This is a genomic window from Brachybacterium sp. Marseille-Q7125 (assembly GCF_023062615.1).
GTDB lineage: Bacteria > Actinomycetota > Actinomycetes > Actinomycetales > Dermabacteraceae > Brachybacterium.
Genome location: NZ_JALLAL010000042.1, coordinates 1 through 25,677, shown reverse-complemented (window position 1 = coordinate 25,677; position 25,677 = coordinate 1). Strand labels below are relative to the sequence as shown.

At 67.9% G+C, this 25,677-nt stretch carries 21 protein-coding genes, 1 tRNA gene and 2 pseudogenes; 7 read left to right on the top strand and 17 right to left on the bottom strand.

Annotated features, from left to right (window positions below; all coding sequences use genetic code 11):
* Positions 1–115: 115 nt before the first annotated feature.
* Positions 116–1,492 (top strand): DUF418 domain-containing protein, encoded by a 1,377-nt coding sequence (locus tag MU407_RS10715; RefSeq protein WP_246957355.1) that lies wholly within the window; start codon positions 116–118, stop codon positions 1,490–1,492.
* Here the strand turns inward: MU407_RS10715 and MU407_RS10710 are convergent.
* Positions 1,473–2,336, bottom strand: a complete 864-nt coding sequence (locus MU407_RS10710) for an anaerobic ribonucleoside-triphosphate reductase activating protein (protein ID WP_246957353.1) — start codon at positions 2,334–2,336, stop codon at positions 1,473–1,475. The two genes, MU407_RS10715 and MU407_RS10710, sit on opposite strands and share 20 nt — an antisense overlap.
* The gene (locus MU407_RS10705) at positions 2,333–4,213 is read right to left on the bottom strand and encodes a ribonucleoside triphosphate reductase (protein ID WP_246957351.1); all 1,881 of its coding nucleotides are present in this window, start codon (positions 4,211–4,213) and stop codon (positions 2,333–2,335) included. Before MU407_RS10705 ends, MU407_RS10710 begins: the two co-directional genes overlap by 4 nt.
* Positions 4,214–4,557: 344 nt before the next feature.
* On the opposite strand from MU407_RS10705, the gene MU407_RS10700 reads away from it, so the two are divergent.
* Positions 4,558–5,115 (top strand): nitrous oxide-stimulated promoter family protein, encoded by a 558-nt coding sequence (locus MU407_RS10700; protein WP_102235473.1) that lies wholly within the window; start codon positions 4,558–4,560, stop codon positions 5,113–5,115.
* An 86-nt stretch (positions 5,116–5,201) separates the two neighbouring features.
* On the opposite strand, the gene MU407_RS10695 is transcribed toward MU407_RS10700, so the two are convergent.
* Complete coding sequence (locus MU407_RS10695) at positions 5,202–5,597, bottom strand: CAP domain-containing protein (protein ID WP_102235474.1); 396 nt, start codon at positions 5,595–5,597, stop codon at positions 5,202–5,204.
* A gap of 85 nt (positions 5,598–5,682) precedes the next feature.
* Between MU407_RS10695 and MU407_RS10690 the strand changes: the two are divergent.
* Positions 5,683–6,994, top strand: a pseudogene (locus MU407_RS10690) (ISL3 family transposase).
* Here MU407_RS10690 and MU407_RS14505 read toward each other — a convergent pair.
* The 9 genes and pseudogenes from MU407_RS14505 to MU407_RS10650 form a co-directional block, all read right to left on the bottom strand.
* On the bottom strand, positions 6,977–7,096 hold the full coding sequence (locus MU407_RS14505) for a transposase family protein (RefSeq protein ID WP_348648027.1): 120 nt from the start codon (positions 7,094–7,096) through the stop codon (positions 6,977–6,979). The pseudogene MU407_RS10690 and the gene MU407_RS14505 overlap by 18 nt on opposite strands.
* A 284-nt stretch (positions 7,097–7,380) precedes the next feature.
* Positions 7,381–8,022: an ABC transporter ATP-binding protein gene (locus tag MU407_RS10685; protein WP_102235475.1), complete on the bottom strand. Its 642-nt coding sequence runs from the start codon at positions 8,020–8,022 to the stop codon at positions 7,381–7,383.
* Between the two features lie 8 nt (positions 8,023–8,030).
* Positions 8,031–9,386, bottom strand: a complete 1,356-nt coding sequence (locus MU407_RS10680; RefSeq protein WP_246957348.1) for an FtsX-like permease family protein — start codon at positions 9,384–9,386, stop codon at positions 8,031–8,033.
* Positions 9,383–10,705, bottom strand: coding sequence for an ABC transporter permease (locus tag MU407_RS10675; RefSeq protein ID WP_246957345.1), 1,323 nt, complete (start codon positions 10,703–10,705; stop codon positions 9,383–9,385). The genes MU407_RS10680 and MU407_RS10675 overlap by 4 nt, the downstream gene beginning before the upstream one ends.
* 185 nt (positions 10,706–10,890) lie before the next feature.
* Positions 10,891–11,076, bottom strand: a pseudogene (locus tag MU407_RS10670) (ISL3 family transposase); the annotation flags it as partial.
* Between the two features lie 501 nt (positions 11,077–11,577).
* Positions 11,578–13,710, bottom strand: coding sequence for a class 1b ribonucleoside-diphosphate reductase subunit alpha (gene nrdE, locus MU407_RS10665; protein WP_102235478.1), 2,133 nt, complete (start codon positions 13,708–13,710; stop codon positions 11,578–11,580).
* Positions 13,711–13,715: 5 nt separating this feature from the next.
* On the bottom strand, positions 13,716–14,114 hold the full coding sequence (gene nrdI / locus MU407_RS10660) for a class Ib ribonucleoside-diphosphate reductase assembly flavoprotein NrdI (RefSeq protein ID WP_102235479.1): 399 nt from the start codon (positions 14,112–14,114) through the stop codon (positions 13,716–13,718).
* A 22-nt stretch (positions 14,115–14,136) separates the two neighbouring features.
* Positions 14,137–14,394, bottom strand: a complete 258-nt coding sequence (gene nrdH, locus MU407_RS10655) for a glutaredoxin-like protein NrdH (RefSeq protein WP_158239363.1) — start codon at positions 14,392–14,394, stop codon at positions 14,137–14,139.
* A gap of 611 nt (positions 14,395–15,005) precedes the next feature.
* Positions 15,006–16,712, bottom strand: a complete 1,707-nt coding sequence (locus MU407_RS10650) for a Gfo/Idh/MocA family oxidoreductase (protein ID WP_246957343.1) — start codon at positions 16,710–16,712, stop codon at positions 15,006–15,008.
* A 165-nt stretch (positions 16,713–16,877) separates the two neighbouring features.
* Here MU407_RS10650 and MU407_RS10645 point away from each other — a divergent pair, with 165 nt between their 5' ends.
* Both MU407_RS10645 and MU407_RS10640 read left to right on the top strand, forming a co-directional pair.
* Entirely contained in the window at positions 16,878–17,555 is a 678-nt protein-coding gene (locus MU407_RS10645) for a lysophospholipid acyltransferase family protein (protein WP_102235481.1), read from the top strand.
* Positions 17,556–17,787: 232 nt separating this feature from the next.
* The gene (locus tag MU407_RS10640; protein ID WP_102235482.1) at positions 17,788–18,171 is read left to right on the top strand and encodes a universal stress protein; all 384 of its coding nucleotides are present in this window, start codon (positions 17,788–17,790) and stop codon (positions 18,169–18,171) included.
* 283 nt (positions 18,172–18,454) lie between these two features.
* On the opposite strand, the gene MU407_RS10635 is transcribed toward MU407_RS10640, so the two are convergent.
* Positions 18,455–19,939: a catalase gene (locus MU407_RS10635; RefSeq protein WP_102235483.1), complete on the bottom strand. Its 1,485-nt coding sequence runs from the start codon at positions 19,937–19,939 to the stop codon at positions 18,455–18,457.
* Positions 19,940–20,024: 85 nt separating this feature from the next.
* Positions 20,025–20,516 (bottom strand): Fur family transcriptional regulator, encoded by a 492-nt coding sequence (locus MU407_RS10630; RefSeq protein WP_102235484.1) that lies wholly within the window; start codon positions 20,514–20,516, stop codon positions 20,025–20,027.
* Between the two features lie 159 nt (positions 20,517–20,675).
* On the opposite strand from MU407_RS10630, the gene MU407_RS14500 reads away from it, so the two are divergent.
* Together MU407_RS14500 and MU407_RS10620 are read left to right on the top strand one after the other, a co-directional pair.
* Complete coding sequence (locus tag MU407_RS14500; RefSeq protein WP_246957340.1) at positions 20,676–21,959, top strand: histidine kinase; 1,284 nt, start codon at positions 20,676–20,678, stop codon at positions 21,957–21,959.
* Positions 21,956–22,651 carry a response regulator transcription factor gene (locus MU407_RS10620; protein ID WP_102235486.1) on the top strand — a complete coding sequence of 232 codons (696 nt, stop codon included), beginning with the start codon at positions 21,956–21,958 and terminating at the stop codon, positions 22,649–22,651. Before MU407_RS14500 ends, MU407_RS10620 begins: the two co-directional genes overlap by 4 nt.
* A 141-nt stretch (positions 22,652–22,792) precedes the next feature.
* Here the strand turns inward: MU407_RS10620 and MU407_RS10615 are convergent.
* The 3 genes from MU407_RS10615 to MU407_RS10605 form a co-directional block, all read right to left on the bottom strand.
* Positions 22,793–22,865: transfer RNA gene (locus MU407_RS10615), tRNA-Thr, on the bottom strand.
* Between the two features lie 182 nt (positions 22,866–23,047).
* Complete coding sequence (locus MU407_RS10610) at positions 23,048–24,745, bottom strand: alpha/beta hydrolase (protein ID WP_246957337.1); 1,698 nt, start codon at positions 24,743–24,745, stop codon at positions 23,048–23,050.
* A 113-nt stretch (positions 24,746–24,858) separates the two neighbouring features.
* Positions 24,859–25,590, bottom strand: a complete 732-nt coding sequence (locus tag MU407_RS10605) for an ABC transporter permease (protein WP_246957334.1) — start codon at positions 25,588–25,590, stop codon at positions 24,859–24,861.
* Positions 25,591–25,677 lie beyond the last annotated feature (87 nt).

Genomic DNA, 25,677 nt, shown 5'->3' with positions numbered 1-25,677 from the left:
GTCGGCCGCGTCAGATGTGTAGAAGCGCCAGCCCGCCCCCTCTGATCCGCCCGCGCAGACCTCCCTGTCCACCGCCCCTGCGCGGTCCCTCGCGCCCGACCTCGCGCGCGGGCTGATGCTCGTGCTCATCGCGATCGCGAACGTCTCGTGGCTGCTGTGGGGGCAGGAGGGCACCGTCGGGATGACCCCGCATGTGCCCGCACACGGGCCGCTGGACACCGCGGTGCAGGCGGTCATGACGATCGCCGTGGACCATCGGGCGATGCCGCTGTTCGCCTTCCTGTTCGGCTACGGGATGGTGCAGTTCCACCGCTCGCGCCTGGGTCGTGGGATCTCTCCGCAGGTGGTGCGGGTGATGCTGCGACGGCGCCATTGGGCGATGCTGCTGTTGGGGCTGCTGCATGCCGCGCTGCTGTTCTACGGCGACATCCTCGGCGCCTACGGGATCGCGGCCCTGCTGATGGTGTGGATCTTCTTCGGTCGGCGCACCCGCACCCTGGTCATCTGGGTCTGCGTTCTCGCCGGGATCTCCGCGATCTTCGCCCTGTTCAGCATCCTCAGCGCCATCATGCTCACGGTGTTCGCGCCCGAGGGGGCCGCTGCCCCCACCACGGGACCGGCCGCCTGGGGAAATGACACCTTCCGCGACTGGGCCTACGCCTCCCCGTACCTGACCGGCATGGGGCTGCGGCTGCTGATGTGGGGCACCAGCCTGCTGCCCTCCGCACTGATGGCCGTGCCGCTGCCGCTGCTGCTGGGCTGGATCGCCGCCCGGCATCGCCTGCTCGAGGAGCCGTGGCGGCATGTGCGCACGCTGCGCCGCATCATGATCGGCGGCATCGCGATCGGCTGGCTGACCGGCCTGCCCGATGCCCTGCTGATCCTGGGCCTCATCCCGCTGGCGCCCGAGGCATCCTGGGGCTTTGCGACCTTGAACACGCTCGGCGGCGTGGCCTGCGGCGTCGGGTACGCGGCAGCGTTCGCTCTGCTGGCCCAGCGGCTCGAGAGGCGGCCGGAGGTCGCGAGCGAGGTGGCCGATGGGGGCCCGGATCGTGCCGCCATGTCCCGGCAGGAGCGCAAGGCTTTGCGCGCCGAGCGGGCCGCGCAGCAGCTCGCGCTCACCCCGGCTGCGCGCGCCGTCGGCGTCCCCGCGGATCCGGCGCCGCCAGCGGGCGTGACCCCGCCGCTGCTGGCACGCGTGATTGCCGCGGTGGGGCAGCGCTCGCTGACGTTCTACCTGTTCCAGTCCGTGGTGCTGGTGCCGCTCATGGCCAGCTGGGGGCTGGGGCTCGGCCCGCACCTGAGCACCACCGCGGCGATCGCGATCGCCATCGGGGTGTGGCTGCTGTCCCTGCCGCTAGCCTGGCTGCTGCACACCCGCGGCATGCGCGGCCCGGCGGAGAAGCTGCTGCGGCGCATGACCTACGGAAAGCACGATGTGCCGCCGGCGGTGGGGACAGCCGACGGCGCTGTCACCCCGCCCGCGAGCTGACCTCCACACCGCAGCGCTCCCCGGCCGTGCGGGCCTGTTCGGCCACCTCCGCGAAGCGAGCGGGCCAGTCCTTCAGTGCGGTGAGCTGCGCGGCGAAGTCCTCCGCAGCGCCGTCCGGTCGGGCCTGCTGCAGCACGAGGGCGCGCCCGCCCGCGCGGGACACAGCCCCCACCACCTGTGTGACCTGGTCCAGCAGCGCCGGCGTGACGGTCATGCGCAGCTCATGCTCCACGCCGGAGGCGAGCAGCATCTCCAGGGAGCGGTGGGCCCGCTCCCAGGCGTTCGCGCGGCCCACGAGGTCGTCGTACCCCGTCGGCGCGGCTTTGACATCGAAGCCCACCCAGTCCAGGAGCGGCGCGTGGGTGCGCTGCCCGTCGGCCGTGATACCCAGCAGGCCGCTGAGCCGGGTGGGGAACGCGCCGCCGGTGTGCAGGCCGACGGCGAAACCGGCCTCCCGCACCCGCTGTGCGGCGGGGATGAGGGCGTGCTGCATCGTGGCTTCTCCCCCGCTGAACACCACGGCATCGAGCAGCCCGCGGCGCCTGGCGAGCAGCGCCTCAAGGTCCGCGAACGATGCCGTGCCGGGGGCGGTGGCATCCAGGATCGCGGTGTTGTGGCAGTAGGTGCAGCGCCACGGGCAGCCCTGGCAGAACACGGTCGCGGCGAGCTTCCCCGGCCAGTCCACGGTGCTGAGCGGCACGATCCCCGCGATCCGCAGGTCCTCGGCGCTGACCGGGGCACGGCCGTCGGCGCGGCCGTCGGCGCGGCCGGGGGTGCGGCCGACGGGGCGGACCCCGGGGCGCTCACGTACCCCGGGGTCCGGCGCGATCGGCAGGGTCGTCACAGCTCGACGGTGCTCGCAGCCGCGGCCTGCTCGGTGAAGAAGGTGCGTTCGGCGTACTCGCCCTTCTTGCCGATGTTGAACGAGGCCACGGGCCGGAAGTAGCCCATCACGCGAGTCCACACCTCGCAGACCTCCCCACAGCGCTCGCACACGTGGTGCTCACCGGCCAGGTAGCCGTGCACGGGGCAGATCGAGAAGGTGGGCGTGATCGTCAGGTAGGGCAGGCGGAAGCGGGTCAGGGAGCGACGCACCAGCTCCTTGCAGGCCTCGGGGCTCGAGACCTGCTCGTTCATGTACAGGTGCAGCACGGTACCGCCGGTGTACTTGCCCTGCAGCTCCTCCTGCCGCTCGAGCGCCTCGAAGGGATCCTCGGCGGCGCCGGCCGGGATCTGCGAGGAGTTCGTGTAGTACGGGTTCTGCGGCGTGCCGGCGGTGAGGATGTCCGCGAACCGCGCCCGGTCCTCCTTCGCGAACCGGTACGTGGCGCCCTCCGCCGGGGTGGCCTCGAGGTTGTAGAGGTTCCCGGTGAGCTCCTGGTACTCGACCATGCGCTCGCGGATGTGATCGAGGATCCGCACGCACATCGCCTGGCCGTGATCGTCCATGAGGTCGTGAGCGTCGGCGGTGAAGTTGCGGACCATCTCATTCATGCCGTTCACGCCGAGGGTGGAGAAGTGGTTGTTCAGGTGGCCCATGTACCGCTTCGTGTACGGGTACAGCCCGCCGTCCATGAGCTCCTGCACCGTGGCGCGGCGCCGCTCCAGGGTCTCCCGCCCCAGCTCCAGCAGATGATCCAGCGCCTCCAGCAGCGCCGGTTCATCCCCGGCGTGCAGGTAGCCCAGCCGCGCCATGTTCACGGTGACCACACCGATCGATCCGGTCAGCTCCGCGGAGCCGAACAGGCCGTTGCCGCGCTTGAGCAGCTCGCGCAGATCCAGCTGCAGGCGGCAGCACATGGAGCGGATCATCCCCGGATCCAGGTCCGAGTTCAGGAAGTTCTGGAAGTACGGCAGCCCGTACTTCGCGGTCATCGCGAACAGCCGCTCGACGTTCTCACCCTCCCAGTCGAAATCGGGGGTGATGTTGTAGGTGGGGATCGGGAAGGTGAAGGCACGGCCATCGGCATCCCCGTCCATCATCACCTCGAGGTAGGCGCGGTTGATGAGGTCCATCTCCGCCTGCAGCTCGCCGTAGGGGACCTCGAACACCTCGCCGCCGATCAGGGCGTACTGCTCGCGCAGATCCTCAGGGCAGGTCCAGTCGAAGGTGAGATTCGTGAACGGGCACTGCGAGCCCCAGCGGGAGGGGACGTTGAGGTTGTGGATCAGCTCCTGCATGTGCTGACGCACCTGCTCATAGCTCAGCTGGTCCTTGCGCACGAACGGCGCCATATAGGTGTCGAAGGAGGAGAAGGCCTGCGCTCCGGCCCATTCGTTCTGCAGCGTGCCCAGGAAGTTCACGATCTGGCCGCAGGCGGAGCCGAAGTGCTGCGGCGGGCGGGAGGCGATCGCGCCGGCCACCCCGTTGAAGCCCTCCTCCAGGAGGGTGCGCAGGCTCCAACCCGCGCAGTAGCCGGTGAGCATGTCCAGGTCATGGATGTGGATGTCGCCCTCGCGGTGCGCCTGCCCGGCCTCGGGGCTGAACACCTCATCCAGCCAGTAGTTCGCCATCATCTTCCCGGCGGCGTTGAGGATCAGGCCGCCCACGGAGTATCCCTGGTTCGCGTTCGCGTTCACCCGCCAGTCCGCGCGCGAGGTGTACTCGGTGACGGTGGCGACCGGGTCGATCAGACGGCGGGCCGGGGTGCCGGCGATAGCGTTCGGCGCGGCGGCAGCGTCGGTCTCGGGGGCAGGGCGCGCGGAGACAGAGGCAGTCATGGGGTTCTCTCCTGGTGAGGTGCTGCGGATGAGGCTGCGGGCGCTGCAGGGAGAGCAGACGGGGCCTGGGCCCGTCGCGGCCACCGCATTCGATGTCACGCTTACGCTAGGAAGCGTCCACTACATGTAGGGGTCGCGACACGCCCGCGACACGACATGTTGTGGCGGCCGGGAGATTTCGCAGCCGATGGCGGGACCAACGTCCCCGCCGAGGTTCAGGGCTGACGGCGGCGCTCGCGCGCCGGGACGACACCGGCACACCCCCCGGAACAGTCGGACACCCCACGAGCTGACGACCTGACACATCCCGGGCCGATGTCGTGAAAAGCGTTTAGGATGCGGCCATGACCGCTACGCCGCTGCCCGATCCCGCCTCCCCTCCCGTCCGCTCCCGCACCGCGGACCGTGCGCGGGCGGATCGTCAGCGCGGCCCCAGCCCGCGGTATCTGCGCGAGGTGCAGCGTCCCGAGATTCGCGAGGACATCCGTACGCTCGCGTTCTTCGTGCGCGTGAACTGCGACGGGAACCATCGCACGCTCCCCCGTCGGCCCCACGAATCCCATGCGGTGACCGCCGGGGTGTACGACGATCCGGGGCTGCGCGGGGTGCAGGCCCACGGTGTGCCCACCCTGTGCCAGGAGTGCTCCGACCATCTCGCCTACGGGGAGGCGCGGCGCGTGTTCTGCCCCCTGGATCCCAAGCCGTTCTGCGCCGAATGCGAGATCCACTGCTTCATCGCCGCGGAACGCGCCTGGAACAAGCAGATGATGCGCTACTCGGGGCCGCGGTCCCTGTTCCATGGCTATGCCCTGGAGGGTGCCAAGCACTTCGCGCTCAGCGTGCGGCGCTACTCGGGCACGTACGTGCGGCGGATTCTCCAGCGTGAGAACGCGTCGGCGTAAGGAAGGTCCGGGGCATCGCCCCTGATCCAGCAGCGGTGCCCCATCCCTCCCGTGCCGAGCGAAGCGCTCGCGACCGGGCGAGATTCTCAGTGCCCGGCGAAGTTCTGCGTCGCGTACCAGGAGCCCTTGGAGCTCTGCGCCACGCCCACACCGAGGTCGGTATAGCTGGCCCCGAGGATGTTCTGCCTGTGCCTCGAAGACCCCATCCACTGCTGCACCATCGCGGCAGCCAACCCGGTGGCCGAGCCGGATCCCGCACTACGCATGAGGATGTTCCCCGGGGCGGCATGCCACCCGGACGGGTACTGCGAGGTGAAGTTCGGACGATGCATGAAATCCCCGGTCCGCGCCATGGTCTCCGACCAGTCCACTGCGATCCGGTCCGACGTGCTGTTGCGCTCCAGCGGAGACACCCCTGCCTTCTTCCGCTCCACATTGACCAGCCGGAACACCTCAGCGCTGACCGTTTCACGGCTCTTCACAGATGAGGGTGTAGGGACCGTCGGCGCGGCGGTGCCGGGATAGGCGCCGAGGTCTCCCGATGATGGAAGTTCCTAAGCTCGCCATCTGGAAGACCTCGACGCGCTCCACGCTACCTTCACCACGCCCGATCTCGATACGTTCTGCCAGCTCGACCGGCTGGGCCTGACCGTGACCGGGCAGCGGATCGAGCCACACCGATCGGTGCTGGAGTGTCGCGTGATCGAACCGGACAACTGGTGCCACCGGTGCGGTCAGCAGGGCGTCTGCCGAGGAACTGTCATCCGGCGCCTGGCCCACGTCCCGCTGGGTTGGCGACCAACGATGTTGCAGCTCAGAGTGCGCCGGCATCGGTGCCCGGACTGCCGCAGCGTGTGGCGTCAGGACACCACGGCCGCAGCCGGGCCCCGTGCCGTGCTCTCCCGGCACGCAACACTGTGGACGCTCAAGGGCGTAGTCATCGATCGCATGTCCGTCGCTCGTATCGCCACCGGTCTCGACGTTGCCTGGAACACCGTCAACGACGCGATCTTGACCACTGGCCAGCAACTGCTGATCAACGACCCCGCCCGGCTCGACGGCGTCCGCGTGATAGGCGTGGACGAGCACGTGTGGTCCCACACCCGCCGGGGCAGCAAGTACGTCACCGTCATCATCGACCTGACTCCGATCCGCGACGGCACCGGCCCCTCCAGACTGTTGGACATGGTTCCGGGACGTTCGAAGAAAGTGTTCAAGACCTGGCTCGATGCTCAAACCGCAGAGTTCCGGGACGGAGTCGAGGTCGTTGCGATGGACGGATTCTCCGGCTACAAGACCGCGACCGCCGAGGAGCTACCCGAGGCGACCGCAGCGATGGACCCGTTCCACGTCGTCGCGTTGGCTGGCGAGAAGGTCGATCAAAGCCGCCAACGCGTCCAGCAGGCACCCCTCGGTCATCGTGGCCGGTCCGCAGACCCGCTCTACGGAATCCGCCGAGTACTGCACACCGGAGCGGACCTGCTCACCGACAAGCAGACCACCCGCCTGAGGGCCGCGTTCGCCAGCGATGCGCACGTCGAGGTCGAAGCTCTACCAGCGCATCGTCGCCGCGTATCGTCACCCCGACCGCGCCGCGGGAAAGAAGGCTCTGCAGGCAGTGATCGACGACCTCACCGAGGAAGTACCCAAGCAGCTCAAAGAGCTGATCACCCTTGGCCGGACCCTGAAACACCGGGCCGGGGACGTGCTGGCCTACTTCGACCACCCCGGCACCAGCAACGGCCCCACGGAGGCGATCAACGGCCGGCTCGAGCACCTCCGCGGCACCGCGCTGGGCTACCGCAACCTCGCCCACTACGTCATCCGATCGCTGCTGGACACCGGAGGATTCAGAACCGAACTACACCGCCATCTGTGAAGAGCCGGGAATGTCCCGAACCCGCTGTGACCGGCTGGAATGGACCTTCGTCGCGAGCACCCCGCAGGACGGACAGCCCGGCCGGACGGTCGAGACGACCACCGCCCGTCGGCCACCATCGGGCAGGTCGGCGGCGTCGATGACGCGGTAGTTGGGCAGGTTGAAGATCGTGCTCGCAGCATCCCGCTGCGAACCAGTACCCTCATACACAGGCTCGTGGTCCCCTGGAATGTGGATGTCTTGACAACACCCATCACAACAGGACCACGAGCCGTGTTACGCCAACGACGCGACGCTCCCCATCACCACGAACCGAAAAGAGCCCTGAAGAAGTGCCGCCACCGTTTTGTATTGACGAGGCGTTGTCCATAACCCTATCTCGTCCGTCAGGCCTTTTTGCGTTCGATCAGTTTGCGCTTTTCTAGGCGCAGTGTGACGTCGGCTGATCGTGCAAGCTGTTTCGAGTGGGTGACGACGATGACGCACTTGCCCCTCTCATGGGCTGCATCCCGCAGAATCTCGATGACTCCTTCGGCGGTTTCCTCATCGAGGTTGCCGGTGGGTTCATCGGCCAAGATGACCGGTGCGGAGGAAACCAGCGCGCGGCCGATGGCCACTCGCTGCTGCTGACCACCAGACAGCGCAAGCACATTCCTCTTCGCAGCAGCGGCATCAATGCCCAGCCGGGTGAGGTCGTCAATGCTGGCCTTGGGGTTGACCAGGCGCAGGTTCTCCAGAGGTGTCAGGTAGTCGATGAGGTTGTAGTTCTGGAACACTAGCGCAATCTGGTCTTTGCGGTGGCGGGTATACCCGGTTTCGGCAATATCATCGCCGCCAAACCGAACCGTCCCCTGACTGGGCGCATCGAGTCCAGCCAGCAGGTTCAACATCGTAGTTTTGCCCGCACCGGACGAACCGACGATCGAGTAGAACGTGCCCTCTTCGAAGTGATAGGTGACGTTGCTGAGCACCCGCTTGACAGAGTTGGCGTAGCTGAAGTTGACGTGATCAAGCTGCATGATGGCCATGATGTTTCCTAACTGAGTTTTGCAAGAATTCGTTTGGGGCGCTGCATGACGAGCGGCAGGACTCCCACAGACACTCCGATAAGAACAATGGCGGCTCCCAACACCAACGCCAGGCCAACATGACCGGCACCCATGCTCGGCTGAATCGACGACAGCGTCTCCCCACCCACCTGGGCGAAGACCGCCTGCCCCAACCGGGTGGAAAGAACCGTCCCGGCCACTGCGGCAATGACTGCGGCCACACCGGTGAAAATACTCGCTTCAATTGCGAACTGCGACAGTATATTGCCTTTGCTTTTACCCAGAGACAAAAGGATGCCGATTTCGTGAATCCGTCCGCGCGCCCAGAAAGTGCTCACCAGTGTAAGCATGCACGCGCCGGCCACGCACAGGCCCAACAGCAGGATTCCCAGCAGCCGGTCCACGCCAGAAATCGCCTGGAGTACGGGTGCGAACTGTGCGGAATTGTCCTCCAGCGTCAGCTCCGGTGCGATGCGCCCAGCAGCCGCGAGCGCCTCCGGCAGCTGCTGCGCGTTCTGCGTGAAATAGCGGCCCGTAGTCAGGGGTGCGCCCAGCTTCTGCGCCGATGCAAGATCCATGAAAATGTGGTTCTCGGATGCCCCGGACGGAAGGCCCGTAGGGTTGTCTGTTTTGCCTTCAAGGATGCCAGCAACCGTGACCGTGACTTTGTCACCCTCGTTGCTAAGCGTGAGCTTATCTCCCAGGCCGAGTTTGTTGTGATCAGCGAACGCGCGGTGGATGATGGCCTTCCCAGCGCCGGCCTTCCCTGCATCACCGCCCGCACCAGCCTGCAAACCTTCGTCCGCGCCCACGTGCTCCCCTTCGACGAGCTGGTACAGCTTGCCCTGGAATGCGGGGTTGAGCGAGGAATCGCTGGTTCCGGTCACACTGACGTCACCTGCGAACTGTGGGTCCAACTGAACTCCACTGGCACCCAGCACCGGCTGCGTACCTTCGGGCCGGGCCAAGAAGGCCGCCTCAAGACTGTGCCGCGCCACCTGGGGCAGGGCTGCTAAACGCTCAGCCACCTCCCGATCGATTCCCGCGGATTCTCGCGAGGTGCCGCCCGGCTGGGCGGCCGGGCTCTCCCCCGCCCCAGGTGCCTCACCTGAGCCGGGCTCCACCTCGTCACCCGGTTTACCGGGCTCACCTGTTGACCCGACCGCCGTGAATCCGGCGCCGATGTTGGTGTTGATGGCATTTTTGACGTCGGCCATGGTGGAGCGAACGCCGGATTGGGCGACGAGTGCTGTGAACACCACGGTCATGATGAGCGTCATGAGCAGGGTGCGGGTGGGTTTGCGGGTGACGCATCGGATTGCGCGCGACCATGGGCTGCTCATGTGGCGTCCACCAGGATTTCGCGGGGGCTCTTGCGCATCATCGGCACCGTGGTGATGGCAACGACACAGGCGATGACTGCAACACAGATAATTGCGGCTTGGATGACCGAGCCAGACGTCAGGCCCACAGTCAGGTTCTCCAGTGTTTGGGCTGACGCGGAGGATTCCATGTCAGCACCGAACTGGCCGGCCTGAGCCATGTCCTGCGCTGCCGACTTGTTCACACTGGCTAGGGTGGTGTCGCCCATCCATTGGGCGAATCGGCCGGCGGCGAAGTAGGCGGCGATAAACGCCGGTACGGCGATCAGAATCATTTCGGTGAAGTACTGTGCGGCGATGCTGGTCTTAGTCACGCCGATCGACAGCAGCGTGCCGGTTTCCCTGTTGCGTTCGCGCAGCCACAGGAACAGGACCAGAGCCACGACCGTGGCGGCGAAAATGGTGGCGGCAACGGTGGTGTTGCGCATGATGCTCTTGATGCCGTCAACAGCTCCGGTGATGCCCGAAAGGTACTGGGCCGATGGGGAGATCTGGTAGTTCTGCCAGTCGATGCCCTGCTCCTTCGCGGCCTGAGTGACCTCGTCGAGGTCGGCGTCGTTGCTGATGAAGAAATTCGCGTCCTGATAGATCTCGTTGCCTGGCGTGAACTTGTACAGCGCGCGTGTGGTTTCAAGGTCGGTGAACACGGTGTTGGCGAAAAGCTCATTGCGCGTTGCTGCCGGTCGGGGATTGTCGCCGGATACGAGGCCAACAATTTCGGTGGTGACCTCTTCTGTGGACTGGCGTTCGTTGTCGACGTCGTACTTATTGCCCTTCAGTGTCAGTTTGCTGCCCACGCCGAGGTTGTTGGCTTTGGCGAGGTCTTCATGGATGACGGCTTTGTTCTTGTCGTCCGGCCTTAGGTGGCGGCCCTGGGTGAGTTTCAGTGTGCCGCTGCGGAAGTTGTTGTCGATTTCGCTGTTGTTCACACCCCACACGTTGACGGCGTTGCCGAACTGTTCTTCACGCTGTTTGTCGTAGTCGTCGTGGTCGAGTTTCTGCACTTTCGCGCCCACGAGGTCAGCGGTGACGTTCTGCCGGGCCACGTGCGCCTCCACGCCGTCCAGCCCCGCGAGTTTGTCGATGTCAGCGGGTTTGACGGTGCCGGCGCCTCGTGGTGTTCCGAGATTGTGCTGGGGGTTGTTCTCCAGGACGAACCCGCGGCCAGTCTTTGCTTCGATCTCGTTCGACACGTGGTCGGCTGAACGAGTGACGGCGCTTGCCGCCATAACCACGGTGGCCATGATGGCCAGAACAGCAAAGATGATGACTGTTTTCACCGGTTTGCGGACACAGTAACGCCAGGCTCTCCCTACGAACATCAAAACTTCCCTTCCAGGGTGATAGCGGCAAGAGCCCACGCGCTGGTTGTGGTGCGCTGCCGAACAGATGCTGTAGGAACCTACTACCGGAGTCTGGAGTGATTCTGCATATCCCCTGCACCGGCCCTATGACCTGAGTCAGGCCTGAGGACCGTGCCGCGAGGAACTCCGGCCCGGCCGCAGCGATGGCACCACTGATCCTCCGCGAGGACCCGGCACTCCAGAGCTGTCTGGCCCGTCTCGATGCGCTGGCCGGTGGCTGTGAGGCCGAGCCCGTCCAGGCCGCAGAAGGCATCGAGATCAAGGGACGAGAAGGAAGCGTGGGGCATGTCGAGGTCTTCCAGATCGCGAGCGTCAGAACTTCCATCATCGGGAGACATCGACGCCTACCCCCGCACCGACTCGCCCACCCCGCCACCGACCGCTACACCCTCATCTGCGAAGAGCCCGTTTCACGAGTGAGGGCGGGCTTCGGGCGGGGTGGCGAGATGAGGCCCTTAGTGTGCACACGATGCAGGAATGCCGCCCTCGCGTCACGCCGCACGGAATCCCAGGGCCGGTAGGTGCCGTCGGGCCAGCCGGTCGTGACCCCGACGGCGCGCGGAGTGAGAACGAGGTGGCACCGAGGGACCCGCGCGCGGGCATCCCCGCGGTCGACCCCACGGGCTGCCGCATCACATCAGAACCGGACCTCTCCGTCGACCGCTCGGAGCAGGCGGCGGGAGAAGACGCCCCGCGATGACAAAGGCCCCGCACCATCCCGTTCCCGGGATGCTGCGGGGCCCTGGTGTCGGCCGGTGGGGGTGCCGTCGGCCGATGGGGGGTGCCAGTCAGAGCATGCAGCTCACGCAGCCCTCGACCTCGGTGCCCTGGATCGCCATCTGCCGCAGGCGGATGTAGTACAGGGTCTTGATGCCCTTACGCCAGGCGTAGATCTGCGCCCGGTTCACATCGCGCGTGGTCGCCGTGTCCTTGAAGAACAGCGTCAGCGACAGACCCTGATCCACGTGCTTCGTGGCCTCGGCGTACGTGTCGATGATCTTCTCGTAGCCGATCTCGTACGCATCCTCGTAGTACTCGAGGTTGTCGTTGGTCATGTACGGCGCCGGGTAGTACACCCGCCCGATCTTGCCCTCCTTGCGGATCTCGATCTTGGAGACGATCGGGTGGATCGAGGAGGTGGAGTGGTTGATGTAGCTGATCGAGCCGGTGGGCGGCACCGCCTGCAGGTAGGCGTTGTACATGCCGTGCTCCATCACCTGCTCGCGCAGCTGCTTCCAGTCCTCCTGGGTGGGCAGGTGCACGTCGGCGTTCGCGAACAGCTCCCGCACCCGCTCGGTGCGCGGCTCCCAGACCTCATCGATGTACTTGTCGAAGTACGTGCCGGTGCCGTACGCGGAGTTCTCGAAGTTGTCGAAGGTCTCCCCGCGCTCCTTCGCGATGTGCATCGACGCGAGGATCGCGTGATACGTCACCGCGTAGAAGTACATGTTCGTGAAGTCCAGGCCCTCCTCGGAGCCGTAGTGGATCCGCTCGCGCGCCAAGTAGCCGTGGAGATTCATCTGCCCCAGGCCGATCGCATGGGACTTGCGGTTGCCTTCGGCGATCGTCGGCACGGACTCGATGTCGGAGGTGTCCGACACCGCCGTGAGGCCGCGGATCGCCGTCTCGATGGTGCGGGCGAAGTCCGGGGAATCCATGGCCTTGGCGATGTTCAGCGAGCCCAGGTTGCAGGAGATGTCCCGGCCCAGCTGGTCGTAGCTGAGGTCCACGTTCATGGTGGAAGGCGTGGAGATCTGCAGGATCTCCGAGCACAGGTTCGAGTGGGTGACCTTGCCCGGAATCGGGTTCGCCCGGTTCACCGTGTCCTCGAACATGATGTACGGGTAGCCGGATTCGAACTGGATCTCGGCGAGCACCTGGAAGAAGTCGCGGGCGCGGATCTTCTTCTTGGAGATGTTCGGGTTGTCCACCATCTCGCGGTAGAGCTCCGAGACGTTCACATCGGCGAACGGCTTGCCGTACTCGCGCTCCACGTCGTACGGGGAGAACAGGTACATCGGTTCATTGTTCTTCGCGAGCTCGAAGGTGATGTCGGGGATCACCACACCCAGCGAGAGGGTCTTGATGCGGATCTTCTCATCGGCGTTCTCACGCTTGGTATCCAAAAAGCGCAGGATGTCCGGGTGGTGGGCATGCAGGTACACCGCGCCCGCGCCCTGGCGGGCACCCAGCTGGTTGGCGTAGGAGAACGAATCCTCCAGCAGCTTCATCACCGGGATCACGCCCGAGGACTGATTTTCGATCTGCTTGATCGGCGCCCCGTACTCGCGCAGGTTGCTCAGCAGCAGCGCCACGCCACCGCCGCGCTTGGACAGCTGCAGCGCAGAGTTGATCGAGCGGCCGATCGACTCCATGTTGTCCTCGATGCGCAGCAGGAAGCAGGAGACCAGCTCGCCGCGCTGCGCCTTGCCGGCGTTGAGGAACGTCGGGGTGGCCGGCTGGAAACGACCCGAGAGGATCTCCTCCACCAGGTGGCGGGCCAGCGCCTCATCGCCGCGCGCCAGGGTCAGCGCGACCATCACCACGCGGTCCTCGAAACGCTCCAGGTAGCGCTTCCCGTCGAAGGTCTTCAGCGTGTACGAGGTGTAGTACTTGAAGGCCCCCAGGAACGTGGGGAACCGGAACTTCTTCGCGTACGCCTGCTCGGAGAGGTCCTCGATGAAGGAGAAGTCGTACTGATCCAGCACGTTCTTCTCGTAGTACTCGTTCTCCACGAGATAGTCCATCTTCTCGCGCAGCGAGTGGAAGAAGACGGTGTTGGGGTTGACGTGCTGGAGGAAGTACTCCCGCGCCGCTTCACGGTCCTTGTCGAACTGGATCTGGCCGTCCGGGCCATACAGGTTCAGCATCGCGTTGAGCGCGTGATAGTCGAGCCGCTTGTGGTGCTCTGCCGGGGGCATCTCGGTCAGTGTCGCCAAAACTCTTCCAATCCATCCTGGACCTTCGACACGTCCACGGACGTGCCGAACAGTTCGAACTTGTACATGTGCGGGACCTGGCATTTCGCGGAGATGATGTCCCCCGCCAGGCAGTAGGCCTCGCCGAAGTTGGTGTTCCCGGCGCTGATCACACCCCGGATCAGGCTCCGGTTGTGCTCATCGTTGAGGAACTTGATGACCTGCTTGGGGACGGCGCCGCGGCCGTTGCCGCCGCCGTAGGTAGGCACCACCAAGACGTACTCCTCGTCGACGACGAGGGGATCGTCCTTGGGGTACAGCGGGATGCGCTCAGCGGGCACCCCCAGCTTGTCGATGAATCGCTTGGTGTTGCCCGAGACCGAGGAGAAATAGACGAGCTTCGCCATGACCCTGCGCTCCCGGCGCGGTTCAGATCGCGGTGGCGGTGCGCTGCGCGACACCCGCCGCGGTGAGGGCCTTGATCTTGTCCGGGCGGAAGCCGGACCAGTGGTCCTGGGAGGTGATGACCACGGGGGCCTGCATGTAGCCCAGCGCCTTGATGCGGGCCAGGGCCTCAGCATCCTCGGTGACGTCCACGACGTCGTACGCGAGACCGGCCTTGTTCAGCGCACGCTTGGTGGCGTCGCACTGCACGCAGAGGGGCTTGGAGTACACGGTGATGTCCACGGGGAGGTGCCTTTCGGGAGGGGCGCCGACGGGCGTCGGCTGGGAGGGTGATGCAGTTGTCCGGGTGCGGCCCGTAAGGCCGCTGCTGCGACGCCCGATGGCCTCGGACCTGCACGCTTCCGGGGTCTCCCGGGACGCTTCAGGCTCCCGGGAGGCCCGGTTCGCCGCAACGGGCCCAACACTACACCTAGTGGTGGGTGGGTCGAGCGACCACAAGATGTACTGAACTACAACAATGTCATCCACAGCGCGCTGTTGATGGGATGTGGACAGTCGGGGACGGCTGGGGACAGTCCGGCGCCCCCGTGCGTGAAAGACGCTCGGACATGCACAGCAGGCTGTGGATGAGCGGTTTCGCGGCGGTGCCGGGCGGTGGATGACGCGGGCCGCGCGGTGGTGATCCGCGGGGCTGAAACGGCGCGGGATGAGATGGATCTCGGGCGTGTCGTCGGCATGGCGCGGCGTGTCGCGGGGGTGGGGGTGGGCGGTGCCGCGCAGACCGGGGCCGACGTGATTCCACGAACGGGACGCAGATGACCGACCGCCTGCATATTGCACGCGGCCGGTCAGGAGAGTGCCGTTCGCGGAAGGGCCGCGAGCGCAAACTCGGCTCAGGCCTGAGAGTCGCGCCCCGGCTCCGGGTCCGCGGGCTGGTCTGCAGGGGCGGCAGGCTGGTCCGCGGGGGCAGCGGCCTGGTCCGCGGGGGCAGCGGTCTGGTCCGCGTCCTCCAGGGTCCACGCGTCGACCACCGGCTGCTCAGCGGTCGGTGCCGCAGCGCGGTCAACGGGTTCAGCAGGCCCAGCCGCAGGCTCATCCGGCTCCACGAACGGCGCCGGGTCCGCGGTCGTTGCCGCCTCTGCGGGCTCAGCGGGCTCCCCCACGGGCTCCGCCACGAGCCCTGCATCCACAGACACCGCGGGCTCTTCCCCCGCCGCCTCCGTCGGCTCCTCCCGCGCGGCGTCCGCCGGCTCCCCGTCGACCGTCATCCGCGCCCCGGCGAGCGCGGAGCTTGCCCCGGAGACCTGCGCGGCACCAGCCCCGTCGGCCGCACGCGATTCCTCGCCCGCGCCCGGTTCATCCGCCGCGTCGGCCCCGGCAGCCGACTCGGCCGCATCCGCCTCACCGGCCACCGTCTCACCGGCCGCCGCCCCTTCGCCCGCCTCTTCGGTGCCCTCCTCGTCGGATTCCGGGTCGATCGTCCGGCCGTCGGCCTCGACGATCCGCGCGAGCACCTCCCGCAGCAGCTCCACCTGGGCGAGGGCCTGCCTGGTGCCGGCAATCGGCGGCTCGCCCTTCTCGACGAAGGCGTGGAAGGCCTCCCACATCGCCTCGGCCGAGCCGTTGGTCGCGACCGTCGTGGTCTCCTGCACCACCCCGGACTTCTTCTCCCGCAGCGCGAGGGTGGAGCGGCGGTCGCCGTGCGAAGGGGCCGGTAGGTCCAGCTGCAGGCGTCGGCGCGCGGACAGCACCTGCACCGTCTCGCGGTACTCGGGGGCGAACGGCAGGTAGTGCCACACCAGACGCACCCGCGCCCCACCCTCAAGCTCGCCCAGCAGCTCGATCGACCCCGGGATCACGCCCTTGGGCCAGTGCCGCGCCATCGACAGCTCCACCAGCGGCCCGTAGGCCGCTTCAAGCACCGCCAGCTGGTGCGCCACGCCCGTGAGCAGACCCTTGACGTACAGGTCGCGGTCGCGCTGCGTCGCCCCCTCCCCAGAGCCGGCCTCCACGGCGGCCTGCAGATCCTTGCGCCGCTGGGAGCGCTTCTCGCTGGGCAGGTCGTACGCGGAGCTGGTGACCTTCGCGGCGCCGAACAGCGGCTGGCTGGCAGGCATGAGGACCTCGTGGTCCACCATCCGCACGTCCTTGCGGGCGATCACCTCGCCCATCTCCCGCACCGAGTCGTCGTACTGCTGCGGGTAGGCGAGCATCAGCAGCGGCCGACCGGTCATCCGCTCGAAATCCGCAACCTGCGCAATCTCCTGCGCGGAGAAGCCCACCGGTGGCTCCACCAGCACGGGGATGCCGCGCCGCATGAGGGCCAGCAGATCCTGGGCATGCAGTCCGTCGGTGGACAGCAGCGCCGCATCGACCGTGATCTCCTTGACACGCACCGCGGCGATGAGATCCGCGACCGTCTCGTACCGCTTCTCCTCGGCCACGCCCCACACGTCGGAGGCCTCGCGGCGGCGCCGCGGCGAGTGATCCACCAGGGCGGCCACCGTGAACCGGTCCCAGCGTCGGCGCAGCACCGGCAGATGCACGGCCTGGGCCATGGTTCCGGCGCCGATCACGGCGATGTTCAGGGTCTTGGCCATCGATGCTCCTCGGTCTCGGCGCACGCCTGTTCTACCACATGCACCTCCGCACGGCAGGGCCCGCCCATGCCCCTCACCTGCGCGGTCCCTGCAGCGAGCGCGCTGTCGCGGCCGAGCCTGCGGGCACTATCGTGACCCCCTGGAGGACCGACTCTCGGAGGATCCATGTCGCATAGCTTCTACTGGGGCGCCCGCAAGCTGGTGCGCCCCATCGTCCACGGCCTGTGGCGCCCGCGCGTCAGCGGTCTGGAGAACGTGCCGCGCACGGGCGGGTTCGTCGTGGCCTCCAACCATCTGGCGAACATCGATTCGTTCATGATCCCGGTGCTGCTGCCGCGGCGGATCCGGTTCGTGGCCAAGGACAGTCTGTGGACCCAGAAGGGGCCGACGGGGGCTGTGCTGCGCTGGTTCTTCAACGCGGTGGAGGCGGTGCCGGTGGACCGTCAGGAGCTCGCGTCCGGCAAGGGGGCGCTGCAGAAGGGCCTGGAGATCCTGCGCGAGGGGCATGCCTTCGCGATCTACCCCGAGGGCACGCGGTCCAAGGACGGGCTGCTGCATCCGGGCAAGCAGGGTGCGGCGTGGCTCGCGCTCGAATCGGGCTGCCCCGTGCTGCCGGTGGGGCTGAAGGGCACCGAACATATGTTCTCGCGCCTGCTGCCGGACCGCGGCGCGATCACGCTGCGAGTGGGCACGCCCATCGATCCCGCGGACGTCGCGCCGGATGCCGCCAAGGGGACGCGCCGACGGGTGCTGACCTCGCGGATCATGGACGAGATCCAGGCGCTGTCCGGGCAGCGGCGGGCCGAGGCAGGGCCGAACGGGCCGCGGGAGGGGCGGGGCTGAGCGGGCCGCAGGCGGCGCGGGGCTGAGCGGGCCGCAGGCGGTGTGGGGCTGAGCGGGCCGCAGGCGGTGTGGGGCTGAGGGCCCCGCGGGAGAGGCAAGGTTGAGGGCCCCGCGGGCGGCGCGGGGCTGAGCGGGCCGATGGGCCGCGAGGTCACGCCGCGGGGCCAGTAGGATCGGCCCGTACCGTGCACAGTCGCCGGGCCGCCGCCCGCAGCGCAGTCCAGGAGTTGCCATGGCCGTCGTCGTCGGATTCATCCCCACCGACGTGGGATACAGGGCGCTGGATGCCGCGCGCGCCGAGGCCGAGCAGCGCGGGGGGCCGCTCGTGGTGGTCAATGTGCTGCGCGACGGCGTGGAGACCGACCCGCGGCATGCCGGTGACCAGGACATCGACATCGCACGCGAGCATCTGCGCGGCGCGGGGGTACGCGTGGCGTTCCGCCAGGAGCACACCGACGATGACATCGCCGACGTGCTGCTGCGCGTGGTTGAGGAGGAGCGCGCCGAGCTGCTCGTGCTCGGGGTGCGGCGCCACCACGACCTCGCCCGACACCTGCTGGGCCTGACGGTGCAGAAGCTCCTGCTCGGCGCGCCCAGTGAGGTCCTCGTCGTCTGAGCAGAAGCTCGGTCGGCGACGCTCCCGCCACCACCTCCCGCAGGATGCGCCCCCGCCACCACCTCCCGCAAGACCACTACGTTCTCGTGGGAATAGCACCCTCATTCCCACGAAAACGTAGCCGGATCGGCTCGGTGAGGGCCGGCCCGCACCCAGACGTGACAAGGCCGGGGCACCGCGCGGTGCCCCGGCCTCATCATGCGTCGCGCATCAGGCGCAGGCATCGGGCTCAGGTGCGGGCCTCAGCGACACCGCCGAGGCCGCACCTCTTAAGCCCTCAGGCTCACGCCCCAGGAACGTCGTCGCCGCGACCCTCGAGAGCCTTCTTCTCGATGGCCTCGCCAACCTCCTGATCGATGTTCTTCCAGTACTGGAAGACATTGGAGAGCACCGGCTCCTCGACATCGGCCATCATGCCGGAGACGGTGTCGATGAGGCGCTCACGCTCCGCATCGTCCATGACCTCGCGCACCAGGGTGTGGGCCTGGCCGAAGTCGTCATCCTCGGCGTGCAGGGTGTAGGCCGCGCGGACCATGGTGCCGTCGGCCTCCCAGCCGTTGTCCACCGGGCCCTGCTCGGCGTCGCCCTGGTAGGAGCGGCCGTAGGAGTTGGGGGCGTACACCGGCGCATCGCCGCTGTGGAAGAACTGCATCGCCCCCTCCTTGTCGTAGGAGTTGGTGGGCACGATCGGCGCGTTGACCGGAAGCTGGTTGAAGTTGGTGCCCAGGCGGTTGCGGTGCGCATCCGGGTAGGAGAACACGCGGCCCAGCAGCATCTTGTCCGGGGAGACGCCGGTGCCGGGGACGGTGTTCGACGGGGAGAACGCCGCCTGCTCGATCTGCGCGAAGTGGTTCACCGGGTTCTGGTTCAGGGTGAAGCGACCCACGGGGATGCGCGGGTAGTCCTTCTTGGACCAGGTCTTGGTGAGGTCGAAGGGGTTGAAGCGGTAGGTCTTCGCGTCCTCGTACGGCATGATCTGGACCTCGACGCGCCAGGACGGGAAGTCGCCGTTCTGGATCGACTCGAACAGGTCGCGGCGGTGGTAGTCCGCGTCCTCACCCGCGATCTTCTCGGCCTCCTCGTTGGTCAGGAACTCCATGCCCTGCTCGGTGAGGAAGTGGTACTTGACCCAGAACTTCTCGCCGGCTTCGTTGACCCACATGTAGGTGTGGGAGGAGTAGCCGTTCATGTGACGCCAGGTCTTGGGCAGGCCGCGGTCACCCATGAGGTAGGCGACCTGGTGGGCGCTCTCCGGGGAGAGGGTCCAGAAGTCCCACTGCATGTTCGGGCTGCGCAGACCGGAGTCGGGCATGCGCTTCTGGGAGTGGATGAAGTCGGGGAACTTCATCGGGTCGCGCAGGAAGAAGATCGGCGTGTTGTTGCCGACGATGTCGAAGTTGCCGTCCTGGGTGTAGAACTTCAGAGCGAAACCGCGCACGTCGCGCCAGGTGTCGGGCGAGCCCAGCTCACCGGCCACGGTGGAGAAACGGGCCAGCATCGGGGTCTTGGTGCCTTTCTGGAACACCTTCGCCTTGGTGTACTGCGAGACATCCTCGGTGATCTCGAGCTCGCCGAACGCACCGGAGCCCTTCGCGTGGGGGCTGCGCTCCGGGATCCGCTCACGGTCGAACCGGGCGAGCTTCTCCACCAGCGCGACGTCGTGCAGCAGCAGCGGGCCGTCGGCGCCGAGGCTCAGCGAGTGCGCATCGTTCTGGCGCGGCGCGCCGGACTCCGTGGTGGAGGGCTTCTGCGGATCGAAAGTGGTCATGCCGTTCTCCTCTGGTCAGGGGTGATGACAGGTTCTGGTCAGCAGGTGGGACAAGGTGGATGGACCCTGGGGCGCCGGAGCAGCCTCAGGGGGTCTGCGGGGTGGAAGGGCCGACGGGGGCCTGGTCGTCCGCGGCGTTCGCGCGGCAGTCCGAGCAGATCCCACGGTAGATCACATCGGCCACTTCGATCTCGAAACCGTGGTCCTCCGAGGCGGTCAGGCACGGGGCGTGACCGGTGGCGCAGGGGACATCCTCGAGGCGCCCGCACTCACGGCACACCAGGTGGTGGTGGTTGTCGAAGCGGTGCAGCTCGTACTGCATGGACCGCCCGCCGACGGCGACGCGGCGCAGCAGCTGCGCATCGGACAGGGCGTGGAGCACGTCGTACACGGCCTGCCGGGACACGGTGCCGAGGCTCTCGCGCACGGCACGGGCGATGGTGTCCGCATCGGCGTGGGGGTTGTTCTCGACCGCCACGAGCGTCGCAAGCCGCGGAGCGGTCACGCGCAGACCCACGCCGCGCAGGGCCGCGGTGTGGTCGATCTGCTCAGCGTGAGCGTGCTCCGTGCTGGTCATGGCCCCACCATAGGCACTTTTCTGGATAAAGTCAAAGAAACGCTTCGGACCATGGATGGGGACGCAAGTGGGCCGACAGACACCCGCGCACCTCGACTCCGCGCGCTACGACATGGACGCGCATCCGGAAAGCACCCCGTCGATGTGTACGCTGATCAGGTGGCACAGCCGGGTGCCGGGCCGCGCGCCGCAGCGGGTCCCGGGAGATCTGCAGCGGTGCGCACGGGAGCCGATAGGACCGTGCGCCGCTGGGTGCGGCCCCCACAGGTCATGGGGCACTGGATCACCGGGCTGCTGGTGGCGTTCCTGCTGCTCGTGGCCTCCGTGCCGATCGCGAGCGCCGAGAGCAGCATCGCGGTGCTGATCGCCGTCTCGCTGAGCATTGGCGCGGGCCTGTCGCTGCGCCACCCGCTCATCGGCGCGATCATCGTCGGCGGCGTCCTGACGCTCGGCATCGGCAACGCCCCCACCCACTTGGGCTCCGGGGTGCTTGCCTCCCCCGTGACCATTGCCGCGCTGGCCGCGCATGGCCGAATCCTCATGGCGATGACCATGGCCCTGTGGCACGTGGTGCCGCCCGTGGCCACGTCCGTGCTGCTGGGCTCCGCCCCCGAGTTCATCGTCTCCCAGGCCATGCTGTGGATCGCACTGCAGGTCATCGCCATGCTCGCGGGTGCATCAGGTCGCGGCCTGGTGCTGCATGCCGCCGCGGAGCGGGCACGGCGCATCGAGGAGCTGGCCGAGCAGCGCCGCGCGATCGCCCGCGAACTGCATGACACCGGGGTGCGGGCGATGACCCGCGTGGTGATGCTCGCCGAGCAGGCCGGGGGCCGTCCCGGCATCGACGCCGAGGACACCGAACGCTACGGCCATATCGCACAGACCGCCCGCGAGGGCACCGAGGAGCTGCGCGAGCTGCTGCAGTCCCTGCGCCTCGCGGAACCCCCCGCTGCCCCATCGGCCCCCACCACTGACGCCGACTGCTGCAGCCTGGCCACCACCCTGGAGGCGATGCGCCGCCGCCTGAGCGCCGAGGGCTTCACGCTGCAGATCAGCATTGAGGGCGAGTGCAACTGCCAGATCTCCCCGCACGGTGTGCTGGGGCGCTGCCTGCGGGAGGTGGAGGCGAACATCCTGCGCCACGGCTGCCCGCTCACGCCGATCGCGGTGTTCGTGGAGCAGCAGCCGCAGCCTGCGCCGGGGATGCTGGAGCTGGCGATTCGCAATGGCGTGCGCAGCAAACCAGAGACCGTGCCGCCCGGCGGGCTGGGGCTGGTCAGCGCCCGCGAGCGACTGGATGCGGTGGGCGGCGCGATCGAGACCACGCGCGAGGGCGATCTGTTCCTCACGCATCTGCAGGTGCCATGCACCCCGGAGGCCACCGGGGCGCATGTCGACGAGGTGCCGGGGAAGGGACCGGCGCAGGGAGGGGAAGGCCGATGACCGCAGAACCGACGACGGTGCTGATCTGCGACGATGACCCGATCGTGCGGGAGGCGCTGGGCAGCTATATCGACCGTGAAGAGGATCTGGCGGTGACCGCGAGCGCCGGAACCGCCGAGGAGGCGCTGCGTCTGCTGGACGAGCAGGCGGTGGATGTGGTGCTCATGGACCACGGCCTGCCGGGCATGAACGGGATCGACGCGACGCGTCTGGTGCGCTCGCGGCACCACGGCACGGCTGTGGTCATGCTGACCACGTTCGGGGATGAGGAGCAGGTCGGGGAGGCGATCTCCGCGGGTGCGAGCGGCTACCTGCTGAAGTCCACCAGTCCCTCCGCTCTCGCGGCGGCGGTGCGGGCCGCGGGGGCGCATGCGGGCACGGTGCTCACCCCGGATCTGGCGGCGCGGCTGACCGCCCAGCCCCTCGCGCCGACGCACCCGGCGCCCACCCGGACGGATCCCGCGGAGCTCGCCGAGCTGGGGCTCACTGAACGCGAGGCCGATGTGCTCGCACTGCTGTGCGCGGCAGAGTCCAATGCCGGGATCGCGCGGGCGCTGTCGCTGTCCGAGTCGACGGTGAAATCCCACGTCTCCTCGCTCATGACCAAGCTGGAGTGCACCTCACGGCTGCAGATCGCCCTGACCGCCTTCGAGCGCGGGCTCGCCGTGCCGCCCGGACCGGAAGGAGAGTGAGCACCGCTGCGTGGATACCGGCCGATCGCTCGTCGCATCGGGAAGGCCGGGTACAGACCCGCAGCGCAGATCCGCAGAGGCCAGGCGCCACTGCAGCAAAGACCCCGCTTCCCACGGAGGAAAACGGGGCCTGACCTGCGGAGCCGCCTGCGGGAATCGAACCCGCGACCTATTCATTACGAGTGAATCGCTCTGCCGACTGAGCTAAGGCGGCGCTGCTGGCGCGCACGCTCAGCAGACCGCATCACTGTACGGGACCGCACATGACCAGTGCAAAGCGAAGCAGGGCGAGACTGCTCACGTCGGCCCGCCATCCGGAGCCCACGCTCCAGCCCCATCGGCCGCGCGCACCGATCCCGGCACCCCGCCGGCCCTATAGGCCCCGGGCCCCGGCGCTCAGCAGACCAGTCCGTCCTCCGGCACGGTGCCCTCGAGCAGGTACGCGTCGACCTCCTTCTCGATGCAGCCGCCGCTGCGACCGTAGGCGGTGTGCCCATTGCCCTCGAAGGTCAGCAGCAGGCCGTTCTCCAGCTGCTCGGCGAGGGCCTGTGACCAGGCGTACGGCGTCGCGGGATCCCCCGTGGTGCCGATGACGACGATCGGCGCGGAGCCCTTCGCGGTGATCGGCGCGGGCTCACGCACCGGCTCCTGCGGCCACAGCACGCACCCGTCACCGCCCAGCATCGGCCCGAACGTCGGGTACTCCTCGGCCAGCCGCTCCGCCTCCTGCTCCACCCAGGAGACATCGGCCACCCCCGGATGATCCAGGCAGTTCACGGCCGAGATCGCGTACGTGCCGTTGGTGCGGTAGCTGCCATCGTTCTGCCGGTCCGCTCCGAGGTCCGCGAGCATCAGCAGCTGGGAACCATCCCCCGTCATCGCGGCGTCCAGCGCTTCGCGGCCGAAGCCCCACAGCTCGTCCTGGTACATCATCAGCAGCACGGCGCTGCGGGCCAGCGCCCCGGTCAGCGGACGATCCGGGTCCCCCGAATCCAGGGGGCTCTCATCCACGGAGGCGAAGAAGCTCTGCAGCTGCTGCTTGGCGCGCTCCACATCGCCCTTGACCGGGCAGGCATCCGCCCCGGCATCCAGGCAGTCCTGCAGGAACGCCTCGATCGCGCGCTCGAACCCCTCAGCCTGCCCGGCGGAGATCTGGTTCAGCGCGAGGCGGGGATCGATCGCCGCATCCAGCACGAACTTCCCCACCCGGTCCGGGTGCAGCTCCGCATAGCTGGAGCCCAGGTATGTGCCGTAGGAGAACCCCAGGTAGTCGAGTTTTTCGGAGTCCAGTGCGGCGCGCAGCACATCCATGTCCCGCGCCGCGGACCAGGTGTCCACGAACGGCAGGATCTCTCCGGAGTTCTGCTCGCACGCCTCGGCGACGCGACGCCCCCACTTCTCCGCCTCCGCGAGCCCCTCCTCGGTGGTGGGGTCGATCGTGCTCGCCAGGAACTCGTCGGTCTCGCGATCATCCAGGCACGTCACCGGGGCGGAACGGCCGACGCCGCGCGGGTCGAAGCCCACCACGTCGTAGGCGGCCTGCACCTCGGAGGACAGGAAGTAGGGGACGGACTCCAGGTAGTTCACGCCCGAGCCGCCGGGACCGCCGGGGTTCAGCACGAGCGAACCCTGCTTCTCGCCGCTCGCGGGGATCTGCGCGACCGCGATCTCGATATCCCCGGCCTCGGGGTCGTTCCACTGCCGCGGCACGGTGAGCATCCCGCATTCGGCGCCATCGGCATCGAGGTCCTCGCACGGCCCCCAGCTGATCTCCTGCTCGTAGTAGGAGGCGTAGGCCGGGTCCTCGGCGGGATCCCCGTCGAGCTCCGCGGCGGAGGTGCCGGCCTTGCGCAGCTCCGGCAGCGGCCCCTCGAGCCCGCCGGGGTTGGTGCTGGGCGGGCCGGCGACCGCACCGCCGTCATCCCCACCACCGTCGCTGCCAGCGGAGCCGCCGCCGTCGGAGACTCCCGGGTCGGTGCCGCCATCGTCGGGGCCCTGGTCACCGCCCAGGCCAGGAATCGTGCAGCCGGCCAGCAGCAGCACGGCGGCGAGCGAGGCCGCGGCGCGGCGCAGGGGGCGGGCAGTGGAGGTCATGAGCGTCCTTGTCCATCGATGCAGGGGGCCTGGGGCAGGGTCAGGCCGGGCCGTCGGCCTGGCCATCCTAGGCCCCGGCCCACGCCGTGCAGGCGGGCCGGGGCCGTGTCGGGTCAGCCGATCTCGCGGCGGGACCAGCGGCGCGCACCGAGCGCGAGCGGGATCAGCACCATGAGGGTCAGCGGCAGCAGCTCGAAGGCACCGGCGGTGCCGTCGATGAGGCGGTACGCCGCATCCTGCAGGTGCACGGCCCGCGCCACCTTCTCGAGGATGTCCGATCCCGTCGCCATCGCGATGGTGGCGAAGGTGGAGATGACGAACGGCAGGCCGATCGCCAGGAGCATCCCCACCACCGCCGACTGGGCGAGCACCGCCATGGCGAGCGACATCAGCCAGGTCGCGCCCATCACGGCCATCTGCGTGGTGAGCACGTCGCGGAAGGACTCGAAGCTTGCGCCGTCGCCGACCATTCCGCCGATCCAGGTGCCGAGCGCCGCGAGCCCCACGGACAGGGCGAGCAGCGCGCCGACCACCACGATGTTCGCGAGGATCTTCGACCCCAGCACGCCCAGGCGCCCGGGGCGCTGCAGGAACGTGGTCTGGATGGAGCGGTCGGACCACTCCCCCGCGATCATCAGCACGGTGACCACCGGAATGATCAGCGACAGCGGCAAGGTGATGACGATGAAGGTCATCTCCACATCGACGATCGCGGGCTCCACGACGAGCGCCTGCAGCACGCCGCCCAGCACGCCGGCGCCCACGAGGGCCAGCAGAGAGATGGTGTAGGTGATGAGGGCGCCGCGGGTGTTCAAGGCAGCGCGCAGGTCGATATCGGGTCGCATGGCTCCTCCTTCGAGGGGGTCCGGGGCGGTGACCGGGCCCGGGGCTTTATGGGGGCGAGGGCTTTATGAGGTGCGGGGGCTTTATTG